Source organism: Streptomyces sp. NPDC002490, from assembly GCF_040296045.1.
GTDB lineage: Bacteria > Actinomycetota > Actinomycetes > Streptomycetales > Streptomycetaceae > Streptomyces.
The window spans coordinates 134,614-151,515 of the sequence record NZ_JBEOWM010000016.1 but is presented as its reverse complement, the minus strand read 5'-3'; the positions used below and the strand labels follow the sequence as shown (position 1 = coordinate 151,515).

The following is a 16,902-nucleotide window of genomic DNA, read 5'->3' as shown; positions in this document are numbered from 1 at the left end:
GCGACGTGGTCGGCCCGCTGCCGGGTCAGGGCCTGCAGCTCCATCGTGGCCTGCTCGGTCGGCTCCAGACGGGGCAGGAAGTGCCCGTCCGTGCGCAGGTAGTCGGCGAGCTTGAGGCTGTCGCCCGCGTCGGTCTTGGCCTTGGACGCGCCCCAGCGCGGGCGCATCGCGTGGAAGGCGTTCGGGTGCACCGGCACGACCGGGTGGCCGGCCTGGAGCAGCCGGTCCACGACCAGGCCACGGGTCGTCTCGATGGCCACCGGCAGATCCGCCGGGCTGCCGTGCCTGGCGAGCTTGGCCAGCGTCCTGGCGATGCCCTCCTCGGTGTGTGTGAACTCCCAACGGGCCACCCGGGCACCGGTGTTGTCCATGACCGTCACGTCGTGGGTCTCGGTCGCCCAGTCCCAGCCGATGTACACGAAAGAAGTACCCCTGTGTCGTGCGCGGAGCACCTGCCCGGTGGTGAGGACGTCTGCCGGGAGCTCATTAATCGGCCCTCTGCGGGGCGTGTCCCTGATGCCGATCAGACGGCCTCGGCCCAGCGGGGCTGGCACAACTCACAGTGGCCATCGAATGGCTCGCGCCACAAGCCATGCACCCGCCGGGACCGAGAGGTCACAACCCTACTCGTGAGGGCTGCAGAAGGGATGGTCCTCTAATGAGCGGCACCCGGCGCCCCCGCCGCCCGGCCACCGCCCCGCCCCGCGGCTGGTACGGCCCCGGCGGCGGCCAGGTCGGCCACCTCGACCCGCCCGCCATGTGGCGGGCCACCACGGTGCAGGCGTGCGGCCTCTGGCCGTTCGCGGCCGGCTCCGGCGCCCCCATGACCGGGGTGCCGCTCGGCCAGCACCTGCACACCGGGGCCACCGTCTGCGGCGACCCCATCTCCTGGTTCACCCGCGCCCGCTACATCTCCAACCCCTCCCTGTTCATGCTCGGCATGCCCGGCCTCGGCAAGTCGACGCTGGTCAACCGGATGCTCATCGGCCTCGCCGCGACCGGCGTCACCCCGTTGGTGCTCGGCGACCTCAAACCCGACTACGCCGACACCGTGCGGGCCCTGGGCGGTCAGGTCATCTCCATCGGCCGCGGCGTCGGCGGCATCAACGTGCTCGACCCCGGCGCCATGGGCGAGGCCGCGGCCCGCATCGGCGGCGAGCCCGGTCGGGTGCTCGCCGCCGAAGCCCACGGCCGGGTCCTCAACATGGTCGCCGCGCTGATCACCATCGTCCGCGGCCGGCCCATGGACGACCACGAACAGTCCGTGCTCTCCGCCTGCCTGCACCACCTCACCGAACGGACGGAGCCGGGCCGCGCCCCGCTCCTGCCCGACCTGCTGCGGGTCCTCGACGAGGGCCCCGACCGGGTGCGCGCCGTCACCCTGGACCGCGGCGACGTCACCCGCTACCAGGAGGCCGTCGACCCGCTGCACCGCTCCCTGCTCGGCGTCCTCGACGGCCCCCTCGGCAGCACCTTCGCCGCCGGGACCTCCACCCGCATCGACCCCGCCTCGCCCGCCGTCTGCGTGGACATCTCCCGCATCGGCGAGGCCGACACCCAACTCACCGCGGCGGCGATGCTGGCCGCCTGGTCCGACGGGCTGGGCACGGTCGCCGCCGCCCACGCCCTCGCGGACGCCGGACTCGCCCCGCAACGCTGGTTCTTCACCGTCCTCGACGAACTCTGGCGCCCCCTGCGCGCCGCCTCCGGCATCGTCGAACGGATCGACGCCCTCACCCGCCTCAACCGCTCCCTCGGCCTCGGCGACGCCAAGATCACCCACACCCTGAAGGACGCCGAGGCCCTCGGCAACGAAGCCGACCGGGCCAAGGCCCGCGGCTTCGTGGAACGCGCCGGCATGGTGGTGTGCGCCGGCCTGCCCCGCACCGAGATGCGGGAGCTCGGCGAGATCGTCGGCATGTCGGAACGGGAGATCGACCTGGTCTCCTCCTGGTCCTCGCCGCCCGGCTGGGCCAGTACCGGCAACCACGACGAACCCCCCGGCCGCGGCCGGTTCCTGATCAAGGTCGGTGGTCGGCCCGGCATCCCCATCAAGGTCTCCATCACCGACACCGAACGCGCCCTGCACGACACCAACACCCGCTGGACCGCCACCGGTCCGCCCACCGGGGAGCGCGACGGATGACCGGGAACGCCGGGGAAGGGGAGGGGAGCGCGATGCGCTGGACGGTCCACGGGGAACGCCCCGTCCACGACACCCCCTGGGTGCGGCTGCGCACCCTGGACGTCGAACAGCCGGACGGCACCCGCACCGACTACGACGTGGTCCGGCTGCGGGACGTCGCCGTCACCGCCGCCGTCGACGACCGCCGCCGGGTCCTGATGATGTGGCGCCACCGCTTCGTCACCGACACCTGGGCCTGGGAACTGCCCATGGGACTCGTCGAGGACGAGGAGGAACCGGCCGCCGCGGCCGCCCGCGAACTGCTGGAGGAGACCGGCTGGCGCCCCGGCACCCTGCGGGAACTCGTCTACGCGGAACCCGCCGCCGGCATCACCGACGCCCGCCACTTCGTGTTCCGCACCGACGACGCCCACCACGTCGCCGCCCCGACCGAACGCAACGAGTCCGACCGCCTGGAGTGGCTCCCGCTCACCGACCTCCCCGCCCTGATCTCCCGCCGGGAGATCGTCAGCAGCGCCACCCTGGTCGGGATCATGGCCCTGCTGCTGGACCTGGGGGCGGGGGCGGGGTGACGGCGGGCGGGGGTTGCCGGCCGTTTCAGGAGCGGAGGGTTCCGAGCGCGCCGGCGAGGCGTTCGCGTGCCGCCGCCCCGTAGACCGCGCTCCGGGACAGTTCCGCGAACGCCCGCAGATAGGTGCGGATCTCCCCGGGCTCCGTGATGTTGACCTCCGCCGTCAGCGTCTCCACGGCCACCCGTTCCTCATCGAACGCGTAGAACGCCTCCAACGGCCACACGGTACGTCGGGCTCCGAACGGGATGACCCCGAAGGAAACGTTGGGGCGAGTCATGATGCGTCGCAGGTGACGGAGTTGTTCGGCCAGGGCGGGCTCACCGCACACCCGGTAGTGGAGGACGGCCTCCTCGACGAGCACGGCGAAGCGGTGGTGTCCCTCGTGGACGACCCGGGACCGTTCCAGCCGGGCGCGCACGGCATCGGCCACGTCGTCGGGGGTGCCCTGGAACGTGGTGATCGCCTTCAGCAGCCCCGTGGCGTATCCGGCGGTCTGGAGCATCCCGGGCACGAGATTGGAGGCGTACACACGGAAGTGCGTCGTCCGCTCGTACAACGGGACGGTTCCCTCGTGGACCCGTCGCATCCCGTCCCGGTGGATCCGCTGCCAATGGACGTACATCGACTCGGCCGTTCGGGATGCCGCGATCAGGTCGGCCGCCCGGTCCTCGACTCCGCACGCCGCGCACCAGGCATGGATGTCGGCATCCGAGGGGGCCGTCCTGGCGCGGGCGATTCGGGAGGTCTTGGACTTGTGCCAGCCGCACCGCACGGCCAGTTCGAGGCCGCTGATCCCGGCATCCCGCCGCATCTCGTCCAGCCGGGAGGCGATGGCCTCTCGGGCGGCCTGCGCAGGGGAATAGGGTGATGTGGGCATGGAAGGGGTTTCAGAGCAGGTACGCGTCGTGCGGGGTGGCGCGTTCCCAGACGGCCCGGAAGGCACGGGCGCAGAGGGCGAGCGTGTCACGATCCTCGGTGTGGTCGGTGTGCACCCAACGCCCCTCGCCGTCGAACACGTTGAACTGCACGAGCTTCCCGTCGAACATCCAGAAGTCGTTGCCGGGTAGCGCGAGCCCGGAGGCGGACCGGCGCGGCAACCAACGGACCTCTTCGCCCGCCGCGACGTTGGTGAAGGTGAACGAGTGCTCATAGCGGATGTACTCGCTGTGGGGCTCGCTCACGATGCGGGCGCGGCGCATCCGCACGCCCCTTGTCACGGACTCCCGCACCACGTCGTGCCAGGGGCCCCACCACGACTCCCGGTCGTCCGGGTCGAGCAACCGCCCCCGCCGCCACGCCGCGAAGCCCGCGTCCTCGTCCGGGACGGCGTACGCGTCGCGCATCTCCAGGTGGACTGCGGAATGCTCGGCCGATCGGATCAGGTCGGTGAAGCTACTCAGGCTCTGCGCCATCGAGTGCCTCCCTCAGCAGCGGAATCATGCGTGCCGGCAACCGCACCACACCGGGTTGCCGTTGGTCAGGAACAGCATCACTGGGTTGCGATCGGGGGGTCAAGGTCGGTCAGGAGTGTGCGCAACCGCGTGCAACCACGTGGACGGACCACCTTCGCATCCCTGGGTTCGCCCGGTGGGCCGGTGAGGTCAGGCAGTTCCCTCAGCCTGCCCGCGCACGTGGGTCCGGTCGGTTGAGTAAACACAGGGAGGCGCCCCATGGAGACGAGGGACCGTGCACGGCTGGACGCGTACTTCTCCCGGATCGTGCGGGAGCACGCCACCGAGGCTCCACCGTCCACGTCGCCTCGAACGTGGCCGCAGCACCACGGCGGCGGACCGGTGGTCACTCCGACCGGAGATCACCTTCGATCCCGCCGCCCTGCTGACGGAGACGTACCTCGCCCGATTCCCGTGGCCCAGGCCGTGCCCTTCTCTCCCCGTGTCGGGTGAAGTGTGCGAGATCCCCGACGTGAGACCGGTGTTGTTCCGCTACGTTCTTTCCTCACATGACCGCTCCGCTCCGTAGTTCTTTCGCTACCGGGGTAGTTCAGGTGTCTTGGAGTGGGAAGCCGAACAACATGGCTGGCGAGAAAGGTTAATTGGGGGACAGAGGGTGAACCGTAAGGACTTGAACCCGGAGGAATCGCCGCAGGCGGCATTCGGAGCACGTCTACGCAGCTCACGTGAGGCGCGCGGCTGGACGCAAGCGGATCTCTCCACCCGCATGGGCGTCTCCGGCGGGCACATCTCGGGTGTGGAAACCACCCGCAAAACGCCTTCCTTGCGCTTCGCGAAGGCTGCCGACAAGGCATTCGGCCTCTTGGGGAAGGAGGCCACGTTCGAGCGCCAGTGGCGTGAGATGCAGTACGGGAGCCTGTTGGAGGGATTTCCGGAGTACCTGGGGTGTGAGGGGCGGGCCGCCGAGGTGCGGTTGTTCGAGGTGGGGGCGGTTCCCGGGCCGCTCCAGACCCGTGAGTACGCCCAGGCCATCGCGGGCTTCGCCGTGGAGCAGGGGGACATCACGCCCGAACAGGCCGCTGAGCGCGTGGACTTCCTGATAGAGCGACAGTCCGCCCTGGCGCGGACCCCGTCACCGTTGGTCTTCGCCGTCCTGGACGAGAGCTGCATCCGTCGACCCATCGGTGGGCCGCAGGTGATGAAGGCGCAATTCGAGCGGTTGCTGGACTTCGCCGGACAGCCCAACTCGGGATTCCAGATCGCCCCGTACTCCCTGGCCGAGCGGAGGCCGTTCAGTCGCTTGGTCAACCTTCTGACGATGGCTGATCGATCCGTGATGTCCTACATCGAGTCAGAGATGCACGGTCATCTGGACCGTGAACTCACCTCCGTGCTGCCGCTACTGAGGAAGTACCATCAGTTGCAGCTAGAGGCCGCATCCCAGGCGGAATCTGTCTCCATGATCGAAAAGCTACGAAAGGGCATCGTGTGATGGCTGAGATCAACTCCCTTCCGCTGCGGTGGGTCAAGTCCTCTTACAGCACTCACAACGGTGGCTCCTGCGTGGAGTGGGCTCCTGATGTGGCTGTGGTGGGTGTGGTTCCTGTGCGCGATTCGAAGGATCTGGCCGGTCCTGTGTTGCGCCTGCCGGTGGACGCATTCTCGTCCTTCGTGGCGGGTGTGAAGGTCGGCGAGTTCGGCGCGGTCTGAGCGCGTCGGTGCGACCTGCCGCGGGCCAGCTGCGTGAGGCCCCCGCCGCCTCCGAGTGGAGCGGCGGGGGCCTTTCTCCTGTCGTGGGTGCCCTGCACGTGCAGGGACACCCTCTCTGAACTGCGACGCTGCCCGTCGGCGAGCGGTTATGCGGCGTCGAGGTCTTCCCCGTAGGTGATGCCGAGCTCCACGGCGAGAGCCTCGGCCAGTTGCAGTGTCTGTGCCCGGTCGATGATCACCTGCTTGAGCGAGCCGAGTCCACGGATCCGGGAGAGGTCGTTGCCGCGCAGGTCCATTGCGCGGTACGTGCCGCCGTCGAACTCGGTCAGACGTAGGTCGCACTCCTCGAACGCCACCGCGCTCAGTTCTGCTGCCGTGAACGTGGTCTCACGCAGGGAGCACTGAGAGAAGATCACGGGTCCGGCGGCCCGAATGCGGGTGAGGGTGCTGTAGTCGAGCTTGCAGTTCTCGAACAGGACGTCGGCGAGGGTGACGTTCTCCAGCACGGAGCCCATCAGTTTGCAGTCACGGAAGACGGCGCGGGTGATCTTGCTGTCCGACCAGTACAGGGAGGACAGGTCGCAGCCGGCGACCTCGACCGAGTCGACGCGGACTCCTTCCAGCCGGGCACGCTCGACCCTGACCCCGGAGATGCGTCCGTCCATCAGGTGTGTGTCGGACAGGTCCAGGGCGCGCAGGTCGGCATCGCCGTAGTGGAACTCCGAGACTCGGCCACGAGCACCTTCCAGTGACGTCACCTTGGACAGGTGCAGGCCGCGCTCGTTCAGTGAGGGCAGGGTGACCCTGGTGCGGCGGATCGTGCGGGTTCCCAACAAGGTGCCTTCCAACGAGGTGTGCTTTGTGCGTCGCCGGCTCGCTCGCAGCAGGGTGCGCCGGCGGCAGTGGTCACTTCTTCTGCCAGTTGTCCCACGTGGGGCGGTTGTCGAAGGGCGCGGGGCTCTTCTTCCAGTTGTCCCACGTGGGCCGGTTGTCCCACGATGCCTCGGTGACCTTGGGGGCCAGTTCGCAGTGGGCGGAGATCAAGTCCACCACGACGGGTGCGTGGGATGTGGTCAATTGCTCCAGAAGCGTCACGAGGTTCGTTCCTTCTCCTTGGTCGCGAGGTTGGACAGTGCTGTGATCAGGGCCTGCCGAGAGACCCGGCAGTGGTTGGTCTCGGTGGATTGCAGGCTGCCGTTCTCGAAGTAGCGGTTGGCCGCCTGCGCACCTCGGCAGAAGTCGAAGAACGGGCACTCGGCTTGGCAGCGGTCCAGACCGGTGAGGAAGTCACGCACGTAGCGGAGCCGGTGCGCATGGCCCAGGATTTCGTCGAGAGGATGGTGGAGGATGTTGCCTGCGCGGAAATCGTCGTACGCCGCTTCGGCCGTGTCCGCGAGTTCCGGGGAGAGCAGCACTACGTCGCCCGTGACGGAGACGGTGGGGATCGGGTCGTGGCGCCGCTCGTCCCACTCGGCGCGCTGACCGGTGCGGATCAGATGCAGGTACTCGCCGAGACGGTCCAGTTCTCGGACCTCCAGGCGGTCGTGGTGGGATCGGGACCAGGTGAGCGTGCGGCGCCAGAACTCCTCGGCCTGTTCTGACGTGGGCACCTGCCGTCCGGCGTTGACTCCTTCGATTTCTTCGATGTTGAAGCCCGCTGAGTGACATCCCAGCTCCGCCAGGAATTCCAGCAGTTCCTCGGGCCTGGTGATGGACGCCGTGGTGACGACGGAGATCACGGAGAACGGGACGCCGTGTGCGCGCAGGCGCTGGGTGCCGCGCAGGACGCGGTCGAAGGCGGGCTTGCTTCGTAGGTCGACACGGAGTGCGTTCATGGTGGCCGGGCCGTCGATGCTCACGCCCACGCTGATGTCGTGTGCGGCCAGCAACTCGCACCAGGTGTCGGTGATCAGTGTGGCGTTGGTCTGGACGTAGTGCCGGATGCAGCCTGCTCGGCGCAGGTCTTCAAAGGGGGCGAGCAGCCTGGTGAACTTCTGCGGGCCGACGGCGAGGGGTTCCCCGCCGTGCCAGACGAGGCCGATGGTCGGGCTGCCGCTCGCGGTGAGCTGGGCGACCGACGCTGCAAGGGCCGCGGCGACCGCAGCGGGCATTTGGCGCTTGAGCTTCCGAAAGGGCAGGTAGCAGTAGCGGCAATCGAGATTGCACCAGGTCGTGGGCTGGACGACCACGGTCTGTGGTGCGGTGAACCACTGGTCGTAGCGGGCACGCCAGCCGGGGGCGTGAGTGCGCATGCGCGGTCCTTTCGGCCATTGAGCAGGGGTTCGCCCGTGGCGGCCGATCCGGCGCAACGGGTGCGTGTCCACCTTCCGGCCTGCAATGATGTGTGCACGATGACACTGCGATGTCATCGTCGATGACGTGTCAGCCGATGCCCGATGACATCCATGCCAAGTCCGATCGGTGGCACAGTAGTTCGATCGGTTCAGTGGACTATGGTGGCGAGCGTGCCTCGCTCGATTCTGATTCACGACGGCCAGACCGCACACGACATCGGCCTGGTGTACATCTGCTCGGGCTACCTCGTCGAGCGGGGCAAGGTACTGCTCGTCCACCACAACCGCTTTGACAAATGGGTCCCGCCCGGCGGCCACATCGAGCCCGGCGAGTCCTTCTCCGGCACGGCGGTGCGGGAGTTCAAAGAGGAGACCGGCCTGTTGGTCGAGGCGATCTCCAGCCAGCCACCCATCCACCCGGCTGACGACAACGCCACCCCCGAACCGGTGCCGTTCTATGTGGACATCGAGCGAGAAGGGTTCGCCATCCCGGCCTTGGTCCAGTTCTTCTACGTGCGCCGTCAGGCGGGCACCGGCGACCTTGCGGTGGAGGCGCAGCTGGAGGAGGTGCACGAGGTCGGCTGGTTCGATCTGGAGGACCTGGAACAGCTGCGGACGTTCGAGCAGGTCCGTTCCCTGGCACGTTTTGCCCTGTTGAACTATCCGGTCGCCTCAGCACGGGCCCAGGTGTAGCCGCCGGTTCCGTTCACGGTTCTGGCCAGCAGCAGTCGGGCCGGGGCGCCGCCGAGGGCAGCGGACACCGCCTGGTTCAGGCGCTGGACGTACTTGGGCACCGAAGAGGGCGCGACGTACAGGATGTGGGCGATCTGCTCGGTTGGCATGCCTTCGCCAGGGCCGTCATGCACGACCTTCGCGAGGTCGAACAGCCGGTCGGACAGCTTGCAGGCCACTGGGCAGTCGCTGTCCGGTGTGGTGATCAAGAGCGTCCCCCCGTCGATGAGTTCGACGCTGGTGAGAGGGGCCTCGGTTGTGATGTCGCCTTCCGGGGCTACGGCATCCTCGTCGAGGCCGAGCCGAGTGAGCCGGTCGAGTCCCTCCTGGTAGGCCGCGACCGTGTAGTAGGCCGCGCGAATGGTGGCGTGGTTGCCAGAGGCTCCGGGCTCGTTCCACATCCCGACCTCGGGATCCCACAGGTCGTTCATCAGTCGCCACGCCTTTGCCAGCCGTGGATCGCGCGGATTGACGCCTGTGCGAAGGGCGGCCTGGGTGCACAGCGCGTACGCCATGTGTTCCCAGGCGGTGCCCTGAACGTCCTTGTCGTCCTCGACGAACGCCTCCCAGCGGTGGTGGTTGCGCAGCAGCCACTGACCGGCCTCCACGGCTGCTTCGGACAGCCGTCTTCTTTGCGTCGAGCCGTGGACGCCACCGGTGTTCCGTGGCACGTCCAAGTAGGCAGGTTCGCCATCGGGTCCCGTCCCGGAGGCGACGGCTGAAAGAGCCAGTAGGCACAGTGCGGTCTTGCTCGGGCTCGGGTCGGTGTCTACGTAGGTACGCCACCCCCAAGCCCCGCTGGGTCGGCGATGGTAAAGCAGGCCGTGGACACCGTGGTCGATCAGCGGCTCGACCCGCTCCAGCATGCTCGTGGTTTCCACTCCGCCGGGAAGGACAAGGCCCGGGCCGAGTTCGTGGAGGGTGTCCCTGAGCTGGGCCAGCCCGTGCACGGCGAGGGCCGTCTGGTGCAGCGACGTGTCGTCGAGCCCAAGCACCTCGGGCCAGCCGTGGTCGACGCGGTGGTCGTCGAGCCAGCCGACGCACCAGGATGTCGCCTCGGCGACACCCTCGTGGTGGAAGAACCGCGGGTGGGACAGCATTCCGGTCAGACCGAAGGCGACGAACCGCGTGTGCTCACCACGACCGCCCTTGTGGCGTGGCCGGCAGTGATCCGGAATGGCGCCGGTCAGGAAGTCGAGTGCTCGACGCACCGGCTGTCCGGCCATGCACGCGGCCCGCAGGATCGGGAGGACCTCGCTGGTGTTGACGATCGACGACACAGAGGTGAGCGTGAGGCCCCACCCGCCGTCGTGGCCCTGGTTGCGCAGTAGAGTCCGCGCGGCCTCCCGCGCTCTCGTGTCGAACGCCGTGAGTCCCGCACGCGCCCTTCTCATAGCTCGCCTTCCATGCTCATTCTGGATGGCCCCGGCCGAACCGTACCCAACTCCACTGCCTGACAAGCATGTTCCCGCCTCGGGGGATGTAGGTGTCGGCGCTGAGGCGGTTCACCCTTCGGCGTGGGCACGATGTGTTGGCCGAGACACGCTGGGAACACCGCTGGAGGTCGCGGGGAACACGTCTCGTCGGGACGCATGTCCCCTACCCCCTTCGGACCGCCCCCGCACGCGCGGGGAGCACGCTTGGTCGTAAAGGCCGCCGTACTTTCGCTCAGGGACCACCCCCGCACGCGCGGGGAGCACACTCAAGGAACCGCATTCCGAGTGATGCGGTTGGGACCACCCCCGCACGCGCGGGGAGCACAATGGCCCACAAGCTCGGGTATCACGATCTGTCGGGACCACCCCCGCACGCGCGGGGAGCACACCCACGAGGTGCTGCCGCTGTGCCGAGCCCGGGGACCACCCCCGCACGCGCGGGGAGCACACGATGGTGCGGACGTGGGCGGCGGGGATGCCGGGACCACCCCCGCACGCGCGGGGAGCACCCTTCCCGACCTGGGACGTTACCCCGCGGGCGGGCCGTTTTGAGTAAGAACTCGAAACTCCGACATGTGCCCCACACGACCCAAACCACCCACCCCCGCTCCCCTCACGTCAGCATCAGCCCTATCCCCACCACCAGCACCCCCGCCGCGACCAGGCGGGGCGTGCCGAAGCGTTCGCGGAAGAGGAGGGCGCCGATGGCGGCGCCGACGATGATGCTGGACTCGCGCAGGGCGGCGACGGGGGCGAGGGCGGCGCGGGTCTGGGCCCACAGGACCAGGGTGTAGGCGAAGACGGAGAGGGCGGCGCCCAGGAGCCCGAGCCGCAGGTGCGGGCGGAGCCGGTCGGCGGTCTCGCCGCGCCAGCGCCACAGGGCGTAGAGCGGGACGGCGAAGCCCTCCAGGACCATCAGCCAGGCCATGTAGCCGAGGGTGGTGCCGGCGGCGCGGACGCCGAGGCCGTCGACCAGGGTGTACGCGGCGATGGCGGCGCCGGTGGCGAGGGCGGCGACGATGGCGGGCCAGTCGGGGCGGTGGCCGCGCAGGCCCCACAGGGCGACGCCGGTGAGGCCCGCGCAGGCGACGGCGATGCCGGCGCCCTGCCAGGCGTCGGGGTACTCGTCGGCGAACACGGCGGCGAGGGCGGTCACCAGCAGGGGGGCGCTGCCCCGGGCGATGGGGTACGCCTGGCCGAAGTCGCCGAGGCGGAACGACCGCATCAGCAGGGCGTAGTAGGCGATGTGCAGGGCGGCGGAGAGGGCCAGGTAGGGCCAGGCGCCGGCGGCGGGCAGTGGGGTGAAGGGGGTGAAGGCGAGGCCGATCAGGGCGCCGCCGCCGGAGATCAGGGTGAAGCCGACGAGCTTGTCCGTGATCCGGTGGGCGATGGCGTTCCATGAGGCGTGGGTGACGGCGGCGAGCAGGACGGCCGCCGCGACCAGCGGGGTCACCTCCGCACCGCCCGGATCGGAGCGGTCGGGTGCCGGGGGGCACCGGCGCGCCGGGTCGGTGCCCCCCGTTCGTCGTGGCCGTATCGGCGCACGGCGGTCAGCCCGCGGACTTCAGCAGCTTGGCCACCAGGGGGCCGGCGGACTTGCCGCCCCGTCCGCCTTCCTGGACGACGGCGGCCCCGGCGACGTCGCCGCGCCAGGCGGTGAACCAGCCGTTGGGCTTCTTCTGGCCGTCGACCTCGGCGGAGCCGGTCTTGGCGCCGACGTCCGCGCCGAGTCCGGACATGGCGTCGGCGGCGGAGCCGGAGGTGGCGGTGTAGCGGAGGAGTTCGCGCAGTTGGCTCTGGGCGTCCTGCTCCATGGTGCGGGGGGCGGTGGCGAGCTTGCGGCCGTCGGCCTCGGGGGAGACCAGGTAGGGCTGGGTGAACCTGCCGGTCTTGGCGGTGGCGATGACGCTGGCCATGTTCAGCGGGTTGGCCCGGACCCCGCCCTGACCGATGAGGGAGGCGGCTTTGGGGGCGTCGCGCTGGACGGGGACCGCCCCGTCGAAGGTGGGGACGCCGACGGCCCAGTCGTTGCGGCCGAGTCCGAAGACCTCGCTGGACACCTGGGTGAGGTCGTCGTCCTTGAGCTTCTTGGACTGGGATATGAACGCGGTGTTGCAGGAGGAGGCGAAGCTCGCCCGGAAGGTTCCGTTCTTGATCTGGAACTTCTCCAGGTTCTGGAACTTCCAGCCGCCGTAGGAGGAGTACTTGGGGCAGGGGTGCTTCTTGTCGGTGCTCGCCAGGTCCTTCTCCAACAGCAGCGCCGCGGAGACGATCTTCATGGTGGAGCCGGGTGCCAGCGAGCCCTGGAAGGCGGTGTTGAAGCCCTCGGGGCGGGAGTTGGCGACCGCGAGGACCTCACCGGTGCTGGGCTTGAGCAGCACCACGGAGGCGCCCTTGCGTTTGGCGGTCTCCCGCTCGGCCGCCGCCTGGGCCCGCGGGCTGATGGTGGTCCTCAGGGTGCCCGGGACGCCCTCGGCCAGGGTCAACAGCGTCTTGTCGGGCACCTCCTCCTTCCCCTGTGCCTTCCCGTCCGCCGTCCTGGCCGGGGCGTCGGCGGGCCGGGCGCGGACGATCCGGAGTTCGATCCCGGCCGTGCCGCCGGCCTTCTTGCCGTAGCGCTCGCGCAGCGAGTCCAGGACGCCGCGCAGCGAGGGGTACTTCTCGGCGGTCAGTTCGTCGCCGGAGCGGTCGACGGCCTTGATCGGCGGGGTCCCGGACTCGCCGGTCACCAGCCGGTCGCCGGTGCGGAGTTCGGGGTGGACCACCGAGGGGCGCCAGCCCACCAGCACCTTGCCGTCGACGGGGCGCCGCACCAGGTCCAGCGCGGAGCCGTAGTCGAGGGGCTTGCCCTTGCGCGCGTGGGTGACGGTCGCCTTCACCGCGAACGGGAGGCGGGCGCCCTTGCGGACGCCGGGGGTCAGGGTCACGGCGCTGACCTTGGCGTCCCGGGTGAAGCCGGTGAGGGCCGCCCGGGCGGCGGGCGCGTCGTCGGTGAGCGCTGCCGCGGCGGCGGTGTTCCCCCTGGCCCAGGCGGTGAGGAACGCCCCGCCCACCTTCGTCACCTCGGCGGCGGTGGGCGGGCCGGTGGGTATCGGCGGCTTGCCGTCCCCCGGGTCGTCGCCGCCCAGGGTCCAGGCGGTGACGCCCGCCCCGCCGACGGCGACCGCGATGACCGCGCCCCACAGGGCGGGTCGCGTCTTCGGGCGCCCGGCGCGCCTTCTCTTCCCCAACAGGTCCTCCGTTGCCTCCGCGCACCGTCCGTGGTGCGTGCCGGCGCTGCCGTGCCGTCCGCGGGGTCGGCACGTCCTTCACCCTAGAACGCCCCGCGCGGCGAGCCGACTTCGCGCCCCCCGGTGAAGAACACCCAAGCCGCCCGTATGGTTCCCTTCGGGATGAAATCCGGCCGGGGCGGCCGGAAGGGAGGGTGGACGGCGTGTCAGGGGGCCGTCAGCCGCGGCTGCGCAGCACCTCCGCCACGATCGGGCCGGCCGAGTCGCCGCCGCGACCGCCCCGTTCGGCCACCGCCGCCACCGCCACGTCCCCCCGGTAGCCGACGAACCAACTGTTGGCCTTCTCCTGCCCGCCGACCTCGGCGGAGCCGGTCTTGGCGCCGATGTCCCCGTCGAGGCCGGCCATGGCCTTGGCGCCGGTGCCGACGGTGGCGGTGGCCGCCATCATCCGCCGCAACTGGACCACCGTGGTGGGCGCGAGTCCCTCGGCGGTGGCGAATTCCCGCCCGTCCAGGGACTGCGGCACCAGGTGCGGCTGGCGGAACTCGCCGGTCATCGCGGTCGCCGTCACCGAGGCCATGGCCAGCGGGCTCATCTGCACCCGGCCCTGGCCGATGGCGTTGGCCGCCCGGTCGGGTCCGGGGGACGGCGGCACCTTGCCGTCGAAGGAGGCGATGCCGGTGCGCCAGTTGTCGCGGCCGAGTCCGAACTTGTCCTCGGCGGTGCGGGTCAGTGAGGCGTCGTCGATCGGCTGTTCGTCGACGAGGTCGATGAAGGCGGTGTTGCAGGACCGCTGGAAGCTGTTCTGGAAGTCGGCGGTCGGATCGGGCGTCATGCCGGTGATGTTGCCGAAGGTCTGGCCCTGCCGGACCGTGGTGGCCGGGCAGGGCGCGGGGCCGTCCGCGGTGACCACGCCGTTCTCGATCAGGGTCGCGGCGGTGACGACCTTCATGGTGGAGCCGGGCGCCAACTGGCCCTGGAACGCGGCGTCGAATCCGTCCCGGCGGTGGTTGGCGGTGGCCAGCACCTCGCCGGTGCTGGGGCGCACCGCGACCACCGAGGATTCGGGGTAGCGCTGCACGGCCCGTTCGGCGGCGCGCTGCACCCGGGCGCTGAGCGTGGTGCGGAGCAGGCCGGGGCGGCCCTCGGAGAGGGTGACCAGCGGGGTGTCGGGCACCTCGCCCGCGTGTCGCACCACCAGTTCCACGCCGGGCGTGCCCCCCACCCGTTCCCCGTACGCCGCCCGCAGTTGGCCGAGGACCGGTGTCAGGGAGGGGTGGTCCTCGCGGGTGAGTTCCCGTCCGTTGCGGTCGACGGCCTTCACCTCGGGGGTCCTCGCGGTGCCGGTGACGAGGGTGTCATCCTTCCGTTTCAACTCCGGGTGCACCACGGTGGGCTTCCAGTCGACGAGGGCCCGTCCGGTGGTCACCCCGCGCACCACGGTCAGCCGGGTGGAGTACGCCACGGGCTTGCGCAGCCCGTGGTGGGTGACGGTGGCCCGCACCCGGTAGGGGACGGTGGTGCCGCGCGGGGTGCCGGGGGTGATCCGGACGTCGACCAGGCCGGCCGCGTCCTTGAAGCCGATGAGCACGGGGCGGGCCTCGCCCGCGTTGTTGGTGGCCCGGGCCGCGCTGCCGGTGTCGCCCTTCTCCCAGGCGGCGAAGAACTCCCCGGTGACCGCGCGGACCTCCGCCGCGGACGGCGGGCCGGACTTCTTCGGTTCGTCCTCGAAGCCGTAGCCGAGTTCGTCGACGAGGGTGTAACCGCCGAAGGCCGCGCCGCCGATCATGGCGGCGAACACGCCGCCGACGATGGCGGTCTTCGCTCCGTTGCGCATGCCGTCCTTTCCGTGGGCCCGCCCGCCGCGGAGGTCGGGTGCGAACCGTGTCGGGGCCAGCGTAAGGGGCCGGAGTGTGCGCCGTGTGACGGCCCGTGCGCCGAGAGGGACGGCGGTGCGCGGGGCGTGCGCGGACTCAGCCCGCCGGGGCCCGCCGCGCGGGGGCGCCGGCGCGTTCCACCAGCAGCCATCCCAGCACCGCCATGGCCACGGCGACCGGGGCCGTCACCCGAAAGGCGATCAACAGGGCGCTGCGGCCTTCGAGGAGGTCCGCGTAGCCGACCATCGACAGGCCCAGCACCCCCAGCAGCGCCAGGGTGACGCCCACCGCCGCCACCGCGCCGGTGCCGCGCCGGCCACCGCTCGCGACCGTCGCGCCGCCGCCGGGTCGTTCGAAGCGGCTGAACACCGCCACCAGCAGGGCCGTCAGGACGAGCGCCGCGGCCAGCCGCAGCGGCACCTGCGCCCACCACACGCCGGAGGCCGGCGCGGGCAGCGGCACGTCCAGGGCGAGCAGCGCCCCGTACACGCCGAGCATCGCCGTGAGGTGCCACAGGAAGGCCGTCATGGAGAACGCGCCCGCCACCACCACGCCCCGCCACACCCGGGGCCGGGCCAACCAGCGGGTGGCGGGTGCCCGCAGCATTTCCACCGCGCCGATCAGCCACAGCCCGTGGCAGAGCAACGCCAGTGTCGGCGGGGCCATGTTGGAGATCCGCTCCCCGGGCATGCCGACCATCGACAGGGGGTACGGGCCCAGCGCCACCAGGGCGGCGGCCCCCAGCAGCCCGCCGCCGGCGAGCACCGGCGGCAGCCCGAGCCGTCCGTCCGCCCGCAGGAACCCCAGCTGGTGGACGGCCAGCCACACGAACGCGAAGTTCAGGAACTCCACGTACGGCACGCCCAGCGCCAGCCGCAGCACGTCCACCGTCGCCGCGGCCCCGGCCAGCGCGGCGAACGCGCCCCAGCCCCAGCGTTCGTGGGCCCGCAGCAGCGGCGGGGTGAGGGCGGCCATCGCCAGGTAGATGCCGACGAACCAGAGCGGCTGGGTCACCAGCCGCAGTGCCGCGTCCAGCAGCGCCCCGTCCACCCGGGCGAGTTGCAGGGCGAGCGCCGCCGCGCCCCACACCAGGACGAAGGCCATGGTGGGCCGGAGCAGCCGGCGCAGCCGCAGCCGCAGGAACACGGCGTACACCGGCCGCCCCGGGCCGGGCGCGGACGGGTCGGCGAGCCGGGCGGCCAGCGAACGGTAGGCCAGGGCGTGGGCGAAGCCGCCCACGAAGAAGAACACCGGCATCACCTGGAAGACCCAGGTGAGCAGTTGGGCGCGGGGGACCTCGGCGAGCAGGTTGCCGACCTCGGCGCTGCCGTCGGGGGCGAGGGTGACGGCGGCCATCAGCCAGTGGCCGAGCACCACCACGCCCAGCGAGGCCACCCGCAGCAGGTCCGTGTACCGGTCCCGGTGGGCCGGGGTCGCGTCCGCCAGCCGTTCCGCTTCCCGAAGACGTGTTCCCATGCCCGGTACGTTCGCCC

General features: G+C 70.7%; 16 protein-coding genes and 1 CRISPR repeat array. Of the genes, 5 read left to right on the top strand and 11 right to left on the bottom strand.

Annotation, left to right across the window (positions count from 1 at the left end; genetic code table 11):
- The coding region (locus tag ABT092_RS13290) for an IS110 family transposase (protein WP_351243092.1) at nt 1–419 on the bottom strand (419 nt) is incomplete at its 3' end.
- A gap of 239 nt (nt 420–658) precedes the next feature.
- Here ABT092_RS13290 and ABT092_RS13285 point away from each other — a divergent pair.
- Both ABT092_RS13285 and ABT092_RS13280 read left to right on the top strand, forming a co-directional pair.
- Complete coding sequence (locus ABT092_RS13285; protein WP_351243090.1) at nt 659–2,146, top strand: putative type IV secretion/conjugal transfer ATPase; 1,488 nt, start codon at nt 659–661, stop codon at nt 2,144–2,146.
- A gap of 32 nt (nt 2,147–2,178) precedes the next feature.
- A complete protein-coding gene (locus ABT092_RS13280; protein ID WP_351243106.1) occupies nt 2,179–2,718 on the top strand; it encodes an NUDIX domain-containing protein in 540 nt (179 codons plus the stop codon).
- A gap of 25 nt (nt 2,719–2,743) precedes the next feature.
- On the opposite strand, the gene ABT092_RS13275 is transcribed toward ABT092_RS13280, so the two are convergent.
- Entirely contained in the window at nt 2,744–3,595 is an 852-nt protein-coding gene (locus ABT092_RS13275; RefSeq protein ID WP_351243088.1) for a helix-turn-helix domain-containing protein, read from the bottom strand.
- Between the two features lie 10 nt (nt 3,596–3,605).
- Entirely contained in the window at nt 3,606–4,130 is a 525-nt protein-coding gene (locus ABT092_RS13270; protein WP_351243086.1) for a DUF6879 family protein, read from the bottom strand.
- 655 nt (nt 4,131–4,785) lie between these two features.
- Between ABT092_RS13270 and ABT092_RS13265 the strand changes: the two genes are divergently transcribed.
- Both ABT092_RS13265 and ABT092_RS13260 read left to right on the top strand, forming a co-directional pair.
- Nucleotides 4,786–5,622: a helix-turn-helix domain-containing protein gene (locus ABT092_RS13265; protein ID WP_351243084.1), complete on the top strand. Its 837-nt coding sequence runs from the start codon at nt 4,786–4,788 to the stop codon at nt 5,620–5,622.
- Nucleotides 5,622–5,840 carry a DUF397 domain-containing protein gene (locus ABT092_RS13260; RefSeq protein WP_351243082.1) on the top strand — a complete coding sequence of 73 codons (219 nt, stop codon included), beginning with the start codon at nt 5,622–5,624 and terminating at the stop codon, nt 5,838–5,840. The genes ABT092_RS13265 and ABT092_RS13260 overlap by 1 nt, the downstream gene beginning before the upstream one ends.
- Nucleotides 5,841–5,986: 146 nt before the next feature.
- On the opposite strand, the gene ABT092_RS13255 is transcribed toward ABT092_RS13260, so the two are convergent.
- The 3 genes from ABT092_RS13255 to amcB form a co-directional block, all read right to left on the bottom strand.
- On the bottom strand, nt 5,987–6,673 hold the full coding sequence (locus tag ABT092_RS13255) for a pentapeptide repeat-containing protein (protein WP_351243080.1): 687 nt from the start codon (nt 6,671–6,673) through the stop codon (nt 5,987–5,989).
- Nucleotides 6,674–6,746: 73 nt separating this feature from the next.
- The gene (gene amcA, locus ABT092_RS13250; protein WP_351243077.1) at nt 6,747–6,935 is read right to left on the bottom strand and encodes a multiple cyclophane-containing RiPP AmcA; all 189 of its coding nucleotides are present in this window, start codon (nt 6,933–6,935) and stop codon (nt 6,747–6,749) included.
- Complete coding sequence (amcB, locus tag ABT092_RS13245) at nt 6,932–8,092, bottom strand: cyclophane-forming radical SAM peptide maturase AmcB (RefSeq protein ID WP_351243075.1); 1,161 nt, start codon at nt 8,090–8,092, stop codon at nt 6,932–6,934. The genes amcA and amcB overlap by 4 nt, the downstream gene beginning before the upstream one ends.
- Before the next feature lie 213 nt (nt 8,093–8,305).
- Here amcB and ABT092_RS13240 point away from each other — a divergent pair, with 213 nt between their 5' ends.
- The gene (locus ABT092_RS13240) at nt 8,306–8,827 is read left to right on the top strand and encodes an NUDIX hydrolase (RefSeq protein WP_351243073.1); all 522 of its coding nucleotides are present in this window, start codon (nt 8,306–8,308) and stop codon (nt 8,825–8,827) included.
- Here ABT092_RS13240 and ABT092_RS13235 read toward each other — a convergent pair.
- The 5 genes from ABT092_RS13235 to ABT092_RS13215 form a co-directional block, all read right to left on the bottom strand.
- Nucleotides 8,794–10,146, bottom strand: a complete 1,353-nt coding sequence (locus ABT092_RS13235) for a hypothetical protein (protein WP_351243071.1) — start codon at nt 10,144–10,146, stop codon at nt 8,794–8,796. The genes ABT092_RS13240 and ABT092_RS13235 overlap by 34 nt on opposite strands.
- Before the next feature lie 329 nt (nt 10,147–10,475).
- Nucleotides 10,476–10,812: direct repeats of the CRISPR family, unit length 30 nt; unit sequence GGGACCACCCCCGCACGCGCGGGGAGCACA.
- Between the two features lie 103 nt (nt 10,813–10,915).
- The gene (locus ABT092_RS13230; protein ID WP_351243069.1) at nt 10,916–11,755 is read right to left on the bottom strand and encodes an EamA family transporter; all 840 of its coding nucleotides are present in this window, start codon (nt 11,753–11,755) and stop codon (nt 10,916–10,918) included.
- Nucleotides 11,756–11,852: 97 nt separating this feature from the next.
- Nucleotides 11,853–13,532, bottom strand: coding sequence for a penicillin-binding transpeptidase domain-containing protein (locus tag ABT092_RS13225; RefSeq protein WP_351243067.1), 1,680 nt, complete (start codon nt 13,530–13,532; stop codon nt 11,853–11,855).
- Between the two features lie 217 nt (nt 13,533–13,749).
- Complete coding sequence (locus ABT092_RS13220) at nt 13,750–15,369, bottom strand: penicillin-binding transpeptidase domain-containing protein (protein ID WP_351243065.1); 1,620 nt, start codon at nt 15,367–15,369, stop codon at nt 13,750–13,752.
- A gap of 136 nt (nt 15,370–15,505) precedes the next feature.
- The gene (locus ABT092_RS13215) at nt 15,506–16,885 is read right to left on the bottom strand and encodes an acyltransferase family protein (protein WP_351243063.1); all 1,380 of its coding nucleotides are present in this window, start codon (nt 16,883–16,885) and stop codon (nt 15,506–15,508) included.
- Nucleotides 16,886–16,902 lie beyond the last annotated feature (17 nt).

Coding starts and splice junctions, on each gene's coding strand:
- ABT092_RS13215 (WP_351243063.1), bottom strand. CDS start 16,885: ATGGGAACACGTCTTCGGGAAGCGGAACGGCTGGCGGACGCGACCCCG.
- ABT092_RS13260 (WP_351243082.1), top strand. CDS start 5,622: ATGGCTGAGATCAACTCCCTTCCGCTGCGGTGGGTCAAGTCCTCTTAC.
- ABT092_RS13270 (WP_351243086.1), bottom strand. CDS start 4,130: ATGGCGCAGAGCCTGAGTAGCTTCACCGACCTGATCCGATCGGCCGAG.
- ABT092_RS13280 (WP_351243106.1), top strand. CDS start 2,179: ATGCGCTGGACGGTCCACGGGGAACGCCCCGTCCACGACACCCCCTGG.
- ABT092_RS13275 (WP_351243088.1), bottom strand. CDS start 3,595: ATGCCCACATCACCCTATTCCCCTGCGCAGGCCGCCCGAGAGGCCATC.
- ABT092_RS13220 (WP_351243065.1), bottom strand. CDS start 15,369: ATGCGCAACGGAGCGAAGACCGCCATCGTCGGCGGCGTGTTCGCCGCC.
- amcB (WP_351243075.1), bottom strand. CDS start 8,092: ATGCGCACTCACGCCCCCGGCTGGCGTGCCCGCTACGACCAGTGGTTC.
- ABT092_RS13285 (WP_351243090.1), top strand. CDS start 659: ATGAGCGGCACCCGGCGCCCCCGCCGCCCGGCCACCGCCCCGCCCCGC.